The organism is Nocardioides xinjiangensis (assembly GCF_017916385.1).
GTDB classification, from domain to species: Bacteria; Actinomycetota; Actinomycetes; order Propionibacteriales; family Nocardioidaceae; genus Nocardioides; species Nocardioides xinjiangensis.
This window is the reverse complement of the sequence record NZ_JAFMSW010000002.1, coordinates 163,035-178,889: the sequence shown is the minus strand read 5'-3', so window position 1 is coordinate 178,889 and position 15,855 is coordinate 163,035. Positions and strand designations below refer to the sequence as shown.

Below are 15,855 nucleotides of genomic sequence, written 5' to 3'. Positions count from 1 at the left end.
GGCGCTGCCGGCCGTCAGCGCCTGCGGGGGCGGAGGTCGAGCAGGTTGTCCTCGCCGCGGTCGCGAAGCGTGGTGCGGCCGCGCTCCACGACCACCGCGTTGCGGTCGCCGGTGAGCACCAGCCGGTCGGCGCGTCGCAGGCGGAGGGTGTTGCCCGACCCGGTGACGCGGGTGCGGACGGCCTCGCGTGCCGTCACCGTGTCCGTGCCGCGCATCCGCAGCGCGTTGATCGTGTCGGCGCCCAGCATGGCGGAGCCGCCGGCCAGCTCGGCGCGCTCGACGAGCCCGGCCACCGTGACGCTCGACCCCGGCCCGGTCAGGACCAGCGAGCGCACGCTGGGGACGGTGAGCGTGTTCCCGGCCCCCGTCACTTCGACGTCGTAGACCGGCTTCGCGGTGACGGTGTTGTCGGCCCCCTCGACGACCAGCCGCGTGGCAGCCGGCAGCGTCACGCGCGCCCGGTCGGCCGTGACGCGCACGACCCCGCACGTGCCGCGCAGGTCGTAGGCCACGTCGTCCCAGGACAGGACCGTCTCGGTGCCGACCTCGCACTGCACGGGGACGGCGAAGCCGGCGGCCTGCGCCGGCACGGCGCTCGTGCCGACGGCGGCACAGAGGGCGATCAGGGCGCTGGAGAGGGAGCGGCGAAGAGTCACATACCGACAGTACGCAGGATCCGTGGGCCGCGCCGTGTCCCACGTCACACGCGCCGAGGTGCCGGCTGTGGTCGTGGCCGTAGGGTCGGGCCATGGCCGCCGACCCGAGCTCCCCTCCGCCCGCCGACCCCTCCGCGGAGCACCTCGACTTCCCGCCGGCCGTCCCGCAGCTGCTGCACACCGTGCTCGACGCGGTCGACGTACGCCGCGAGGCCGAGTTCTGGCGCGAGCTGCTGGGGCTGGCCTACCGGTCGGGCGACGAGGTCCCGGACGGCGCGGACGACGCGGACTGGCTGGTGCTGACCCACCCCGACGGACGCCACTGCCTGGCGCTCCAGCGCGTGGAGCGGCTGCCGGAGAGCCGGTGGCCCGAGCCGGGCCATCCGTCGGTGTCGCACCTCGACACGACCGTGCCCTCCCGGTCGGCGCTCGACGCGGTGCACGAGCGCGTCCTGTCACTGGGCGGCGAGGAGCGGCTCGACCGCACCGACGACCCCGACGAGCCGCTGCGCGCCTACGCCAGCCCGGAGGGGCACGTGTTCTGCGTCTTCGTGGCCTGAGCTCCCTGCCGGGACGCCGCGGCTGGGGCCGCCCGGTCGGAAAACCGGTTGGCGACGCCGCCCGCACGTCCTAGGCTCGTCGCACCATGTGGATCCAGGACTGACCCGACTCGCGTCCGCGGCGGCGCATCATCGCGCCCGACATGCCCGGCGAGCCTCCAGCTCCTCCGAGCTCCTTCGAGGACCTCCCATGGCTGCACGCACCACACCCTCCGGTTCCCGCCCGTCCGGCACCCGCTCGTCCGGCACCCGCTCGTCCGGCACCCGCTCGTCCGGGACGCTCGCCCCGCTCGTCGTCAGCGGGCTGTCGGTCGGCTATCCCGACCGGACCGTCCTGACCGGCGTCGACCTGCTCGCCCGGCCCGGGCGCCGCATCGGCCTCGTCGGCGAGAACGGTGCCGGCAAGTCGACCCTGCTGCGCGCCGTGGCCGGCCGGCTGCCGGCACGGGCCCGCACCTCGGGCACCGTCAGCGCCCCCGACGACCTGGTGCTGCTCGGGCAGGAGCCCCCCTTCGCCGACACCGCCAGCGTCGCCGACGTGCTCTCGATGGCGCTGGCGCCCCTGCGCGCCGCCGTCGCCGACGTCGAGCGGCTCGCCGGCCACGTCGGCAGGGAGGACGGGGACGCGGCGTACGGGCGGGCGCTGGAGCTGGCGCTCGCGCACGACGCCTGGGACGCGGACCGTCGCGCCGCCCTGGCCGCCGCGCGCCTGGGGCTCGACGGTCTCGACGCCGACCGCGTCGTCGGCACCCTCTCCGGCGGCCAGCGCACGCGGCTCGCCCTGGCCACCATCATGACGACCCGGCCGACCTGCCTGCTCCTCGACGAGCCGACCAACCACCTCGACGACGACGCGATCGAGGTCCTCACCGGCTTCCTGCAGGACCTGCCCGGGGTGGTCGTCCTGGCCAGCCACGACCGCGTCCTGCTGGACGACGTCTGCACCGACCTCGTGGACCTCGACGCCGGGGCGCTGGGGACCGACGGCAGCGGCGGCCGGCGCTTCGGCGGAGGGTGGAGCGCGTACGAGGCCGCCAGGGCGGACGCCCGCCGCCGGTGGGAGGAGACGTACGCCGAGCAGCAGGACGAGATCGCCCGGCTCCGCGCGGCCACCCGGATCGGGACGGGCGCGGTCGCGCACGGCCGCGGCCCGACCGACGGGGACAAGTTCGTCCACGCGTTCAAGGGCGCGCGGGTCGAGCAGACCTTGGCGCGGCGCAAGCGCGACGCCCAGCGCCGGCTGGAGGCGGCCGAGCGCGAGCAGGTGCCCAAGCCGCCGGCGCTACTGACCTTCCGCGCCCGCCTGACGGCCGGCCCCGCGTCCGCGTCCGTCGGGCCGCTGGTCCGGGCGCGCGACCTCGAGGTGGCCGGCCGGCTCCGCCTGGACCGGCTCGACGTGGCAGCGGGGGAGCACCTCCTGGTGACCGGCCCCAACGGCGCCGGGAAGTCCACGCTGCTCGGCGTCCTGTCGGGGCGGCTGACGGCCACCGCCGGCGCGGTCGAGGTCTCGGCGCGCACCGTCCGCGAGCTCACCCAGGACCCGGACGTCGTGGACCCGGCGCGCTCGGCGGCGGCGACGTACGACGACGCGGTCCGAGGACTGCCCGACGCCCCGGCGCTCCGCGAGCTGGGCCTGCTGCACCCCCGTGACCACCGCACGCCCGTCGGCGGCCTCTCCGTCGGCCAGCGGCGCCGCCTCGGGCTCGCCGTGGCCATCGCCGCCGGGCCGGACCTGCTGCTCCTCGACGAGCCCACGAACCACGTCTCGCTCGCCCTCGCCGGCGAGCTCGAGGAGGCGCTGGCCACGTCGCCGGGCGGTGTCGTGCTGGCCTCCCACGACCGGTGGCTGCGCCGCCGGTGGGACGGGCCGGAGCTCGCGCTGCGGCCGTGGTGACGCGCGGCCGGTCCGGCCGGGACACCCGGTGGACGCGATGGCGTCGTGGGGGCCGCCCGCTGGTAGGGTCGGGGCCGCTCGAACATCCTTTAACGATCCGTCCCGTGAGGCGGAGAAGGAGGTACGGCGTGGCACCGCCTGCCCACGATCTGCCCGCTCCCGCGCTGCTCGTCCTGGAGGACGGTCGCACCTTCCGCGGTGAGTCCTTCGGCGCTGAGGGCGAGACCTTCGGCGAAGCGGTCTTCTCCACCGGCATGTCCGGCTACCAGGAGACCCTGACCGACCCCAGCTACCACCGCCAGGTCGTCGTGATGACCGCCCCGCACGTCGGCAACACCGGCATGAACGACGAGGACCGCGAGTCCTCGCGCATCTGGGTCGCCGGCTACGTCGTCCGCGACCCCGCGCGCGTGCCGTCGAACTGGCGCAGCGCCCGCACGCTGGCCGACGACCTGCGCGAGCAGGGCGTCGTGGGCATCAGCGGCGTCGACACCCGCGCGCTGACCCGCCACCTGCGCGAGCGCGGCGCGATGCGCGTCGGCATCTCGACGGTCGAGACTGACCCCGAGCGCCTGCTCGAGCGCGTCCGGGACGCCGCCGCGATGAGCGGCGCGAACCTCAGCGAGGCCGTCACCACCGCCGAGGCGTACGTCGTCCCGGCGCAGGGCGAGAAGCGCTTCACCGTGGCCGCCGTCGACCTCGGCATCAAGGCCAACACCCCGCGGATGATGAGCGAGCGGGGGATGGAGGTGCACGTGCTGCCCGCCACCGCCACGCTCGACGAGGTCCGGGCCACGGGCGCCGACGGGCTGTTCTTCTCCAACGGCCCGGGCGACCCCGCCGCCACCACCCGCCAGGTCGAGCTGCTGCAGGACGCGCTGCGCGCCGGCATCCCGTACTTCGGCATCTGCTTCGGCAACCAGCTGTTCGGGCGCGCCCTGGGGTTCGGCACCTACAAGCTCAAGTACGGCCACCGCGGCATCAACCAGCCGGTGATGGACCGCACGACCGGCAAGGTCGAGGTCACCGCGCACAACCACGGCTTCGCCGTCGACGCGCCCCTCGAGGGCGCCACTGCCACCGAGTTCGGTGACGCGTCGGTCAGCCACGTCTGCCTCAACGACGACGTCGTCGAGGGGCTCGAGCTGCGCGACGGCGACGGGCGGCTGCGGTCGTTCTCCGTGCAGTACCACCCGGAGGCCGCCGCCGGCCCGCACGACGCGGCGTACCTCTTCGACCGGTTCGGGGACCTGATGTCCGACCGGGCCCGCACCGGCGCAGGGACGGAGGCCTGAGATGCCCAAGCGCACCGACATCCAGAGCGTGCTCGTCATCGGCTCGGGGCCGATCATCATCGGCCAGGCCGCGGAGTTCGACTACTCCGGCACCCAGGCGTGCCGGGTGCTGCGCCAGGAGGGCCTGCGCGTCGTCCTCGTCAACTCCAACCCGGCCACGATCATGACCGACCCGGAGTTCGCCGACGCCACCTACGTCGAGCCCATCACTCCCGACTACGTCGAGAAGGTCATCGCCAAGGAGCGCCCCGACGCCCTGCTCGCCACGCTCGGCGGGCAGACCGCGCTGAACTGCGCGATGGCGCTCGACCGCGCCGGGGTGCTCGAGAAGTACGGCGTGGAGCTCATCGGCGCCTCCATCGAAGCGATCGAGCGCGGCGAGAACCGCCAGCAGTTCAAGAAGATCGTCGAGCAGCTCGGTGGCGAGTCCGCCCGCAGCGTCATCTGCCACTCGGTGGACGACCTGCTCGCCGCCGCCGACGAGCTCGGCTACCCCATGGTGGTCCGCCCGTCGTTCACCATGGGCGGCACCGGCTCCGGCATGGCCTACGACGAGGCCGACCTGCGCCGCATCGGCGGCGCCGGCCTCGCCGCCAGCCCGACCACCGAGGTGCTCCTCGAGGAGTCGATCCTCGGCTGGAAGGAGTACGAGCTCGAGGTCATGCGCGACCGCGCCGACAACAGCGTGATCGTCTGCTCGATCGAGAACCTCGACCCGATGGGGGTGCACACCGGCGACTCGATCACGGTCGCGCCGGCGATGACGCTCACCGACCGCGAGTACCAGAAGATGCGCGACCTCGCGATCGGCATCATCCGCGCCGTCGGCGTCGACACGGGCGGCTGCAACATCCAGTACGCCGTGAACCCGGCCGACGGGCGCCTGATCGTCATCGAGATGAACCCGCGCGTCTCCCGGTCCTCGGCCCTGGCCTCGAAGGCCACGGGCTTCCCGATCGCGAAGATCGCCGCCAAGGTCGCGATCGGCTACACCCTCGACGAGATCCGCAACGACATCACCCAGGAGACGCCGGCGTCCTTCGAGCCGACGCTCGACTACGTCGTGGTCAAGGTGCCGCGGTTCGCCTTCGAGAAGTTCCCCGAGGCCGACCCCACGCTGACCACCCACATGAAGTCCGTGGGCGAGGCGATGGCGATCGGCCGCAACTTCACCGAGGCGCTGCAGAAGGCGCTGCGCTCGCTGGAGAGCAAGCACGCGCCCTTCGACTGGCACAAGGAGCACGTCGAGCTCGACAAGGCCGCGCTGCTCGACGAGGTGCGGGTGCCGCACGACGGGCGGCTGCGCAAGGTCATGGACGCCATCCGCGCCGGCGCCACGCCGGAAGAGGTCTTCGAGGCCACGAGCATCGACCCGTGGTTCGTCGACCAGCTCGCGCTCATCAACGAGGTCGCCGGCCGGCTCATCGCGGCCACCGAGCTCACCCCCGAGCTGCTGCGGCTGGCCAAGCGCCACGGGTTCTCCGACGAGCAGATCGGCAAGATCCGCGGCCTGAGCGCCGACGTCGTCCGCGGGGTCCGGCACGCCCTGGGCATCCGGCCGGTCTTCAAGACCGTCGACACCTGCGCCGCCGAGTTCGCCGCGCGCACGCCGTACCACTACTCCTCCTACGACGAGGAGACCGAGGTGCAGCCGCGGGCCGACGGCAAGGAGGCCGTGATCATCCTGGGCTCCGGGCCCAACCGCATCGGTCAGGGCATCGAGTTCGACTACAGCTGCGTGCACGCCTCGCTCGCGCTGGCCGAGGCCGGCTACGAGACCATCATGGTCAACTGCAACCCGGAGACGGTCAGCACCGACTACGACACCTCCGACCGGCTCTACTTCGAGCCGCTGACCCTCGAGGACGTCCTCGAGATCGTCCACGCCGAGCAGCAGGCGGGTCCGGTCGCCGGGGTCGTGTGCCAGCTCGGCGGCCAGACGCCGCTCGGCCTCGCCCAGGGCCTCGCCGACGCGGGCGTGCCGATCGTCGGCACCACCCCCGAGGCGATCCACCTCGCCGAGGAGCGCGGCGCCTTCGGCCGCGTGCTGGCCGACGCCGGACTCCCGGCGCCCAAGCACGGCACCGCGACGTCGTACCCCCAGGCGCAGCGCATCGCCCACGAGATCGGCTACCCGGTGCTGGTGCGGCCGTCCTACGTGCTCGGCGGGCGCGGCATGGAGATCGTCTACGACGACACCGCCCTGGAGGCCTACCTCGAGAAGTACGTCGCCAACGGCCTGATCAGCGAGAGGCAGCCGGTGCTGGTCGACCGGTTCCTCGACGACGCGGTGGAGATCGACGTCGACGGGCTCTTCGACGGCGAGGAGCTGTTCCTCGGCGGCGTGATGGAGCACATCGAGGAGGCCGGCATCCACTCCGGCGACTCGTCCTGCGCGCTGCCGCCGATCACCCTCGGCCGCGAGGAGATCGACCGGATCCGCCGCTCGACGGAGGCCATCGCCCGGGGGCTCGGCGTGCGCGGGCTGCTCAACATCCAGTACGCCCTCGCCTCCGACGTGCTCTACGTGCTCGAGGCCAACCCGCGCGCGTCGCGGACCGTGCCGTTCGTGTCCAAGGCCACCGCCACGCCGCTCGCCAAGGCCGCCGCCCGGGTGATGCTCGGCGAGTCCATCGCGGACCTCCGGGCCGCCGGGGTGCTCCCCGCCGAGGGCGACGGCGGGCACCTGCGCGACGGCTCGCCGATCGCGGTCAAGGAGGCGGTCATGCCGTTCGACCGCTTCAAGACCGCCGACGGCCGCACCGTCGACGCGCTGCTCGGCCCCGAGATGCGCTCGACGGGCGAGGTCATGGGATTCGACGCCTTCTTCGGCACCGCGTTCGCCAAGGCGCAGGCCGCCGCCTACGGCTCGCTGCCGCTGGCGGGGAAGGTGTTCGTCTCGGTCGCCAACCGCGACAAGCGCCACATGATCTTCCCGGTCAAGCAGATCGCCGACATGGGCTTCGAGATCCTCGCCACCGCCGGCACGGCCGAGGTGCTGCGCCGCAACGGCGTGGAGGCCACGGTGGTGCGCAAGCAGTCGGAGGGGGAGGGCCCCGACGGCGAGCCGACGATCGTGGGGCGCATCCGCAACCGCGAGGTCGACCTGGTGATCAACACGCCCCACGGCGCCACCAGCGGCGGCTCGCCGCGTGCCGACGGCTACGACATCCGCACGGCGGCGGTGATCACCGACATCCCGTGCATCACCACCATCCAGGGCCTCGGCGCCGCGGTGCAGGGGCTCGAGGCGATGCGTCGCGGGGAGATCGGGGTGCGGTCGCTGCAGGACTGGGCGGCGCTGGCCGCCGCCTCGTCGGCCGACCGGGCCTGACCGTGCGCGCCTACGACCTCCTCTTCGAGCACGCGCTCACCCGGGTCGACCCCGAGCGTGCGCACCACGCGGCGTTCCGGGCGATCCGGGCGGCCGCGCCCGTCACGAGCCGGCTGCTCGGAACCCGGCACGAAGGGCGCGCGCACGTGGGCGCACCGGTCCGGGCGCTGGGGCTGAGCTTCCCGCACCCCCTCGGCCTGGCCGCGGGCTTCGACAAGAACGCCGTGGGCATCGACGGCCTCGCCGCGCTGGGGTTCGGGCACGTGGAGGTCGGCACCGTGACCGGCGAGCCGCAGCCCGGCAACCCGCGTCCGCGGCTGTTCCGGCTCACCGCGGACCGGGCGATCGTCAACCGCATGGGCTTCAACAACGACGGCGCCGAGGTGGTCGCGCGGCGCCTCCGTCGATGGCGCACGGCGAACCCCCCGGTGGCTGAGGCCGCTTCGCAGGATGGCCGGACCTCGTTCCTCGGTCCGCCCATCCTGGGCGTCAACATCGGCAAGTCGAAGGTCGTGCCGGAGGACGACGCCGCCCGCGACTACGAGAAGTCCGCGGGGCTGGTGGCGCCCCACGCCGACTACCTCGTCGTCAACGTGTCCTCGCCCAACACGCCGGGACTGCGCAACCTGCAGGCGGTCGAGAAGCTGGAGCCGCTGCTGGCCGCCGTACGCCGGCGCGCCGACGAGGTGCGTCCCGACCACCGCGTCCCGCTGCTGGTGAAGATCGCGCCCGACCTGGGCGACGAGGACGTCGCGGCCGTCGCCGACCTCGCGCTGGCCAGCGGCCTCGACGGCATCATCGCCACCAACACCACCATCGGCCGCGCCGGCCTCGCGACCCCGGCCGCGCGGGTCGCGGAGGTCGGCGCGGGGGGACTCAGCGGGCGCCCGCTCACGGAGCGTTCCGAGGCGGTGCTGCGCATGCTGCGCGAGCGGGTCGGGCCCGACCTGACCCTCGTCGGCGTCGGTGGCATCACGACGGTCGACGACGCCCGGCGCCGGCTCGCCGCGGGAGCCGACCTGCTGCAGGGCTACACGGCCTTCGTCTACGAGGGGCCGCTGTGGCCCCGGCGCATCGTGCGGGGACTCGCTGCGGATGGCTGAGGAGCGGGGCCGCGCTCCCGGCCCGGTGCACGTCGACGGCGAGGTGGTCGCCAGCAAGCGCGTCGGGGCCTACCGTCACCTCACCCTCACGGCGCCGGGCGTCCCCGAGCGGTTCCGCGCCGGCAGCTTCGTCGCGGTCACCGTCGCCGGGCACGTGGCCCGCCGTGCCCTGTGGGTGCACCGCGTCCGGGCGTCGAGCGCCTTCGGCCCCACCCTCGACGTCGTCGTCGAGGTGCGGGGGAGCGGCACCGCGTGGCTGGCCGCCCTGCCCGTCGGCGCCAAGGTCACCCTCACCGGCCCCCTCGGGCGTCCCTTCGCGCTACCCCGGGACGCCGTGTCGTGCCTGCTCGTCGGCGAGGGCTACGCCGCGGCACCCCTCTTCCCCCTCGCCGAGCGGCTGCGCGAGCGCGGCTGCTCGGTGTCGCTCGTGGTCTCGGCCCCCGACGAGTCGCACCTGCTCTCGGCGCTCGAGGCCCGGCGCTGGGTCCGGTCCGTCACGGTGCTGACCGCCGACGGGTCGGTCGGCCGGCGCGGCCACGTCGCCGACCACCTCGACGAGCTCGTCGAGCGCAGCGACGCCGACGTCGTCTACGCCGCGGGACCCGCGGCCGTCCTGGCCGGTGCCGCGGCAGCGGCCGAGCGGGCCGGGGCCTGGAGCCAGGTGGCGGTGGAGGTGCCCACCGCTTGCGGCACCGGGCTCTGCCACGGCTGTCCGCTGCCCGTCGTCGGCGAGGACGGCGTCGACCGCGTGGTTCGTGCCTGTGCTGAGGGACCCGTCGTCCGCGGCGACCGCGTGCGCTGGGACGCCCTGTGAGCGCCCGCGTGCCTGGGCCGGTCATGGTCGCCGCCGGCTGTGGCGGCACCGGTCGCGAGCTCGAGCCGTACGCCGGCCCCGAGGGCCTCGACGGCCTCGACTTCGTCACCCGGTCGATTACGCTCGACCCCCGCTCCGGCGGGCCGGGCCCGCGGATCGCCGAGGTCCCCGGCGGCCTCGTGAACGCCGTCGGTCTGCCCAACCCGGGCCTGGAGCACTTCCTGGCGACCGAGCTGCCCTGGCTGGTGCGCGCGGGCGCGAGGGTGGTGGTGTCCGTCGCCGGCTCGACGCTGGGGGAGTACGCCGACCTCGCCCGCCGCCTCAGCCGCGCGCCGGGCGTCGCCGGGCTCGAGGTCAACGTCGGCGCACCCGACGAGGACGGCGCCGGCCTCCTCGCGGTCCGCGAGCCGTTCCACGCGGCCGGCGTGGTCGCCGCGGTCCGGCGCGAGTTCCCCACCGACCGGCCGGTGCTCGTCAAGCTGCGCCCCGACGTGTCCCGCGTCGTCGAGGGCGCCCGCTCCTGCCACGAGGCGGGAGCCAGCGCCGTGGTGGTCGGCAACGCCGTTCCCGCCGCCTTCCCCGACGGCCGGTCCGGCGGCCTGAGCGGCCCCGCCGTCGCACCGGTCGCGCTGCGCTGCGTCGCCGAGGTGCACCGGGCGCTGCCCGGCGTCCCGGTGATCGGCTGCGGCGGGGTGCGCGACCTGCCGTCCGCGACCGCCTACCTCGACGCCGGCGCGGCCGCGGTCCAGGTCGGCACCGCGCTCCTGCACGACCCGACCACCGTGGCGCGGCTGCGGGCCGCGCTGCGCCCGACCGCCCACCCGCCCGCAGCAGAGGAGACCCCATGACCCCCTTCGGCACCCGCCTGGCCCACGCCATCGAGGAGCGCGGACGGTTCTGCGTGGGCATCGACCCGCACGCCGGGCTCCTGCACCAGTGGGGGCTCTCCGACGACGTCGCGTCGCTGGAGCGCTTCGCCCTCACCGTCGTGGAGGCGGTGGCCCCGGTGGTCGGCGTGGTGAAGCCGCAGAGCGCGTTCTACGAGCGATTCGGCAGCCCGGGCGTCGCGGTGCTCGAGCGGGTGGTCGCCGAGGCGCGGGCGGCCGGCGCGCTGGTGATCATGGACGCCAAGCGCGGGGACATCGGCTCGACCAGCGAGGCCTACGCGCAGGCCTACCTCGATCCCACCTCGCCGCTGGCCTCGGACGCCCTGACGGCCAGCCCCTACCTCGGCTTCGGGTCGCTCGACCCGATGCTCGAGGCGTGCCGCCGCCACGGCGGCGGGCTGTTCGTGCTCGCGCTCACCTCGAACAAGGAGGGCCCGGAGGTGCAGCACGCCCGCACGGCCGACGGCACCGTCGCGGGGACGGTCCTGGCCCACCTGCGCACCGCGAACGCGGGCGCCGAGCCCCTCGGCTCCTTCGGCGCCGTCGTCGGCGCGACGATCGGCGAGACGGTCGAGGACCTCGACGTCAACGGGCCGCTCCTGGTTCCGGGCTACGGCGCGCAGGGCGGCACCGCCGACGACCTCGTGCGCGTCCTCGGCCCCGCTGCCCGGTGGGCGCTGCCGAGCTCGTCGCGCGAGGTGCTGCGCGCCGGCCCCGACGTCACGGCGCTGCGCGACGCGGCCCTGCGCGGCAACGACGCCGTGCGGGGCCTGGGAGCGTGACCCCGCCCCGCCGCCGCCCGGCGGGCGCCGCGCTGGTGCCCCTCGTCCTGCTGCCCCTCCTCCTGCTGGCCGGGTGCTCGGATGACCCGCAGGAGACCTACTGCGCCGCCGTGGAGGAGCACCAGGCGGAGCTCACCGAGGTCGCGGCCTCCGACGACGCGGCCGCCGTGTTCGACGCCCTGGCCGCCTACGACGACCTCGCAGCCCTCGCGCCGCGTGACGTCGCGGACGACTGGGCGGCCGTCGTGGAGCCGCTGCACGCGTTGCGGGAGGTCCTCGAGGAGCACGACGTCGACCCGTCGACGTACGCCGCCACCAGGCCCCCGGCCGGCCTCGGCGACGCGGCCCGCGACGAGATCGAGGCGGCCGCCCGCGACGTGGGCGCCCAGCGCACGGTGGAGGCGATGGCGGCGGTCGAGCAGCACGCCCTCGACGTCTGCGGGACGCCGCTGTCGCGCTAGCGCGGGGGCGCCGCTGTCGCCGACGTCACGTCCACGGGACACCGCGACGACCCGATTGCCCGACCCCGCAGGACCTGACTAGATTGAGCCGGACGTCCGACGGACGACCGTCGCGGACGGGAGTCCGGACCAGGGTCCGGACCGCCGTCCGGACCAGCCGGAACCACGACCCGGAAGGACCGCCTCCGTGGCCTTGCCCCCTCTGACGCCCGAGCAGCGCCAGGCAGCCCTCGACAAGGCTGCGGCCTCCCGACGCGAGCGGGCCGAGGTGAAGAACCGCCTCAAGAACTCGGGGGGCTCCATCCTCGACGTGCTGCACGAGGGGCAGACCAACGAGGTCATCGGCAAGATGCGGGTCGTCGAGCTCCTCCAGTCGGTCCCCGGCCTGGGCCGCGTGCGCGCGCGCCAGGTGATGGAGCGCCTGGGCATCGCCGAGAGCCGCCGCGTGCGCGGGCTCGGCGTCAAGCAGGTCGCCGCGCTCGAGCGCGAGTTCGGCCCCGACGCATCGTGATCGAGACCGGTCATCCCGCCGACGCCGGCACCCGGAGCGGACGCTCCCGCCTGATCGTCCTGGCCGGCCCCACCGCCGTCGGCAAGGGCACCGTCGCGGCCGCCGTGCGCGAGACGCACCCCGAGGTCTGGATCTCGGTGTCGGCCACGACGCGCGCCCCGCGGCCGGGCGAGGAGAACGGCGTCCACTACTGGTTCGTCTCCGACGAGGAGTTCGACGCCATGGTGGAGAAGGGCGACCTGCTCGAGTGGGCGGTGGTCCACCGGGCGGCCCGCTACGGCACGCCCCGCGGCCCCGTCGACCTCGCCCTCGCCTCGGGGCAGCCGGCCATGCTCGAGATCGACCTGCAGGGCGCCCGGCAGGTGCGCGAGACGATGCCCGAGGCGCTGTTCGTCTTCCTCAAGCCGCCGTCGTGGGAGGAGCTCGTGCGTCGCCTCGTCGGTCGCGGCACCGAGGACGAGGCCGAGCGCGAGCGCCGCCTGGAGACGGCCCGCCACGAGCTGGCCGCCGAGAGCGAGTTCGACGTGACCATCGTCAACCACGAAGTTCACGCCGCTGCGGACGAGTTGGTAGCCTTGATGGTTGGACCCGGTCTGCGTCATCCCGACCAGCCCCCTTCTGACTAGCGAGGCACCCACACCGTGGCTTCTCCCACCATCGCCGCCGAGGGCGTCACCAACCCCTCGATCGACGACCTGCTCAGCAAGACCGACAGCAAGTACAAGCTGGTGCTCTACAGCGCCCAGCGCGCGCGCCAGATCAACGCCTACTACTCCCAGCTCGGCGAGGGCCTGCTGGAGTACGTCGGCCCGCTGGTCGACACCCACGTGCAGGAGAAGCCCCTCTCGATCGCGCTGCGCGAGATCAACGAGGACCTCCTGACCTGCGAGGACATCGACCCCGCCGCCGAGGCCGCCGCCGCCGAGGCCGCCGCTGCCGGCGACGTCACGGAGTGACGCGAGCCTCGCGATGACCGCACGGGTCGTCCTGGGCGTCTCCGGCGGGATCGCGGCCTACAAGGCCTGTGAGCTGCTGCGCCGGTTCACCGAGTCCGGCCACGACGTCACCGTCGTGCCCACGGCTGCGGCGCTGGAGTTCGTCGGCGCGCCGACGTGGGCGGCCCTGTCGGGCAAGCCGGTGGCGACCGACGTCTGGACCGACGTGCACGCCGTGCCGCACGTCCACATCGGCCAGCACGCCGACGTGGTGGTGGTCGCCCCGGCGACCGCCGACGTGCTGGCCCGGGCCGCGCACGGACTGGCCGACGACCTGCTCGCGAACACCCTGCTCACCGCGCGCTGCCCGGTCGTGTTCGCCCCGGCGATGCACACCGAGATGTGGGAGCACCCCGCGACCCAGGCCAACGTGGCCACGCTGCGCAAGCGGGGGGCGGTCGTGGTCGAGCCCGCCGAGGGGCGGCTGACCGGCGCCGACACGGGCAAGGGCCGCCTGCCGGATCCCGCGGAGATCTTCGAGCTCGTGCTCGGCGTCCTCGAGCGCGGCGCCGACGCGACGCAGGACCTCGCCGGCCGCAAGGTCGTCGTGTCGGCGGGTGGCACCCGCGAGTACCTCGACCCCGTGCGCTTCCTCGGCAACCGCTCCTCGGGCCTGCAGGGCTACGCCCTCGCTCGGGCGGCCGCCGCCCGGGGGGCGCACGTGACCCTGGTCAGCGCCAACGTGTCGCTGCCCGACCCCGCCGGCGCGAGCGTCGTACGCGTCGAGACGACCGAGCAGCTGCGTGAGGCCGTGGTCGCCGCGACGGCCACCGCCGACGCCGTGGTGATGGCGGCGGCGCCCGCCGACTTCCGGCCGACCGCGGTCAGCGACGCCAAGATCAAGAAGGCCGACGACGGCTCGGCGCCGGCGATCGAGCTGGAGCAGAACCCCGACGTCCTGGCCGAGATCTCCCACCACCGGGCCCGGTCCGGCTCCGTGGTCGTGGGCTTCGCCGCCGAGACCGGTGACGCCACCGGCTCGGTGCTCGACCTCGGTCGCGCCAAGCTGGCTCGCAAGGGGTGCGACCTGCTCGTCGTCAACGACGTCAGCGGGGGAGCGGTCTTCGGCAGCGCCGACAACGAGGCGGTCATCCTGGGCGCCGACGGAACGGCCGTCGAGGTCGCCCGCGGCAGCAAGGCGGCGCTCGCACACATCATCTGGGACGAGGTCGCCCGGCGATTCGCCGACTGAGACCGGTGTCCCGGATGCTGGCCAACAGGTACGTTTCCACCGACCGTTCGAGCAGAAGAATCGAGAGCAACGTGGCTGGACGCCTCTTCACCTCCGAGTCCGTGACCGAGGGACACCCGGACAAGATCGCCGACCGCATCAGCGACTCGGTCCTCGACCACCTGATGCGCGAGGACCCCGACACCGCCAACCTGCGCGTGGCGGTGGAGACGCTGCTGACCACGGGCCTCGTCGTGGTGGCGGGCGAGGTCCGCACCAACGCCTACGCGCCGGTGGCCGACATCGTCCGCAAGGCGATCCTCGACATCGGCTACGACTCCTCGGAGAAGGGCTTCGACGGCCACACGTGCGGCGTCCAGGTCGCCATCGGCGCACAGTCCAGCGACATCGCCGCCGGCGTCGACGCCGGCCACGAGTCCCGCGTCGGCGAGTCCGACGACGAGCTCGACAAGCGCGGCGCCGGCGACCAGGGGCTGATGTTCGGCTACGCCTGCGACGACACGCCCGAGCTGATGCCGCTCCCGATCACCATCGCCCAGCGGCTCGCCGCCCGCCTCACCCGGGTCCGCAAGGACGGCACGCTCGACTACCTCCGTCCCGACGGCAAGACCCAGGTCACCATCGAGTACGACGAGGACGACCGCCCGGTGCGCATCGACACCGTGGTGCTGTCCACCCAGCACGACGCCGACGTCGAGCACGCGACGCTCGAGGCCGACATCAAGCAGCACGTCATCGACCCGGTGCTCGCGGACTTCGACCTGCCCTCCGAGGGCTACCGGATGCTCGTCAACCCCACCGGCACGTTCGTCATCGGCGGCCCGATGGGCGACGCCGGCCTGACCGGTCGCAAGATCATCGTCGACACCTACGGCGGCATGGCCCGCCACGGCGGCGGGGCGTTCTCCGGCAAGGACCCGTCGAAGGTCGACCGCTCGGCCGCCTACGCGATGCGCTGGGTCGCCAAGAACGTCGTGGCCGCCGGCCTGGCCCGGCGCTGCGAGGCGCAGGTCGCCTACGCGATCGGCAAGGCCGCCCCCGTCGGCGTGTTCATCCAGACCTTCGGCACCGGGGTCGTGCCCGACGAGAAGATCCAGGACGCCGTGCTCGAGGTCTTCGACCTCCGCCCGGCCGCGATCATCCGCGACCTCGAGCTGCTCCGGCCGATCTACGCCGAGACGTCGGCCTACGGCCACTTCGGCCGCGAGCTCCCGGAGTTCACCTGGGAGCGCACCGACCGCGCCGAGAAGCTGAAGGCCGCCGCCGGCGTCTGACCCGCTCCCGCCCGTCGTCCCTCCCGTGCTTGCAATCCCCCGCTCAAGCGGGGGATTGCGAACTTCCGGGGGCCTGCACACCACAGGAAGTTCGAGG

General features: G+C 74.2%; 15 protein-coding genes. 14 read left to right on the top strand and 1 reads right to left on the bottom strand.

All coding sequences use genetic code 11. The annotated features are described in order from the left end of the window. Window positions 1–14: 14 nt before the first annotated feature. Entirely contained in the window at window positions 15–656 is a 642-nt protein-coding gene (locus tag J3P32_RS15700) for a DUF3060 domain-containing protein (RefSeq protein ID WP_210440983.1), read from the bottom strand. Window positions 657–748: 92 nt separating this feature from the next. Here J3P32_RS15700 and J3P32_RS15695 point away from each other — a divergent pair, with 92 nt between their 5' ends. From J3P32_RS15695 to metK, 14 genes are all read left to right on the top strand, one after another. Then, entirely contained in the window at window positions 749–1,216 is a 468-nt protein-coding gene (locus tag J3P32_RS15695) for a VOC family protein (RefSeq protein ID WP_210440982.1), read from the top strand. A 190-nt stretch (window positions 1,217–1,406) separates the two neighbouring features. After that, window positions 1,407–3,110, top strand: coding sequence for an ABC-F family ATP-binding cassette domain-containing protein (locus tag J3P32_RS15690; RefSeq protein WP_210440981.1), 1,704 nt, complete (start codon window positions 1,407–1,409; stop codon window positions 3,108–3,110). Between the two features lie 128 nt (window positions 3,111–3,238). Continuing rightward, the gene (gene carA / locus J3P32_RS15685) at window positions 3,239–4,405 is read left to right on the top strand and encodes a glutamine-hydrolyzing carbamoyl-phosphate synthase small subunit (protein WP_307861729.1); all 1,167 of its coding nucleotides are present in this window, start codon (window positions 3,239–3,241) and stop codon (window positions 4,403–4,405) included. 1 nt (window position 4,406) lies between these two features. Further along, complete coding sequence (gene carB, locus J3P32_RS15680; protein WP_210440980.1) at window positions 4,407–7,739, top strand: carbamoyl-phosphate synthase large subunit; 3,333 nt, start codon at window positions 4,407–4,409, stop codon at window positions 7,737–7,739. Between the two features lie 2 nt (window positions 7,740–7,741). Then, window positions 7,742–8,842, top strand: coding sequence for a quinone-dependent dihydroorotate dehydrogenase (locus tag J3P32_RS15675; protein ID WP_210440979.1), 1,101 nt, complete (start codon window positions 7,742–7,744; stop codon window positions 8,840–8,842). Beyond that, window positions 8,835–9,656, top strand: a complete 822-nt coding sequence (locus tag J3P32_RS15670) for an iron-sulfur cluster-binding protein (RefSeq protein WP_210440978.1) — start codon at window positions 8,835–8,837, stop codon at window positions 9,654–9,656. The genes J3P32_RS15675 and J3P32_RS15670 overlap by 8 nt, the downstream gene beginning before the upstream one ends. An 8-nt stretch (window positions 9,657–9,664) precedes the next feature. Beyond that, window positions 9,665–10,504: a tRNA-dihydrouridine synthase gene (locus J3P32_RS15665; RefSeq protein ID WP_210440977.1), complete on the top strand. Its 840-nt coding sequence runs from the start codon at window positions 9,665–9,667 to the stop codon at window positions 10,502–10,504. Then, window positions 10,501–11,325 carry an orotidine-5'-phosphate decarboxylase gene (gene pyrF, locus J3P32_RS15660; protein ID WP_210440976.1) on the top strand — a complete coding sequence of 275 codons (825 nt, stop codon included), beginning with the start codon at window positions 10,501–10,503 and terminating at the stop codon, window positions 11,323–11,325. The genes J3P32_RS15665 and pyrF overlap by 4 nt, the downstream gene beginning before the upstream one ends. Beyond that, window positions 11,322–11,786: a hypothetical protein gene (locus J3P32_RS15655; protein ID WP_210440975.1), complete on the top strand. Its 465-nt coding sequence runs from the start codon at window positions 11,322–11,324 to the stop codon at window positions 11,784–11,786. The genes pyrF and J3P32_RS15655 overlap by 4 nt, the downstream gene beginning before the upstream one ends. A gap of 187 nt (window positions 11,787–11,973) precedes the next feature. Next, the gene (gene mihF, locus J3P32_RS15650; RefSeq protein WP_179620612.1) at window positions 11,974–12,297 is read left to right on the top strand and encodes an integration host factor, actinobacterial type; all 324 of its coding nucleotides are present in this window, start codon (window positions 11,974–11,976) and stop codon (window positions 12,295–12,297) included. After that, window positions 12,294–12,923 carry a guanylate kinase gene (gene gmk / locus J3P32_RS15645; RefSeq protein WP_307807875.1) on the top strand — a complete coding sequence of 210 codons (630 nt, stop codon included), beginning with the start codon at window positions 12,294–12,296 and terminating at the stop codon, window positions 12,921–12,923. Before mihF ends, gmk begins: the two co-directional genes overlap by 4 nt. Window positions 12,924–12,938: 15 nt before the next feature. Beyond that, window positions 12,939–13,253 (top strand): DNA-directed RNA polymerase subunit omega, encoded by a 315-nt coding sequence (gene rpoZ / locus J3P32_RS15640; RefSeq protein ID WP_210440974.1) that lies wholly within the window; start codon window positions 12,939–12,941, stop codon window positions 13,251–13,253. Window positions 13,254–13,266: 13 nt separating this feature from the next. Further along, window positions 13,267–14,484 carry a bifunctional phosphopantothenoylcysteine decarboxylase/phosphopantothenate--cysteine ligase CoaBC gene (gene coaBC / locus J3P32_RS15635; protein WP_210440973.1) on the top strand — a complete coding sequence of 406 codons (1,218 nt, stop codon included), beginning with the start codon at window positions 13,267–13,269 and terminating at the stop codon, window positions 14,482–14,484. A gap of 71 nt (window positions 14,485–14,555) precedes the next feature. After that, window positions 14,556–15,758, top strand: coding sequence for a methionine adenosyltransferase (gene metK / locus J3P32_RS15630; protein WP_210440972.1), 1,203 nt, complete (start codon window positions 14,556–14,558; stop codon window positions 15,756–15,758). Window positions 15,759–15,855: the final 97 nt, after the last annotated feature.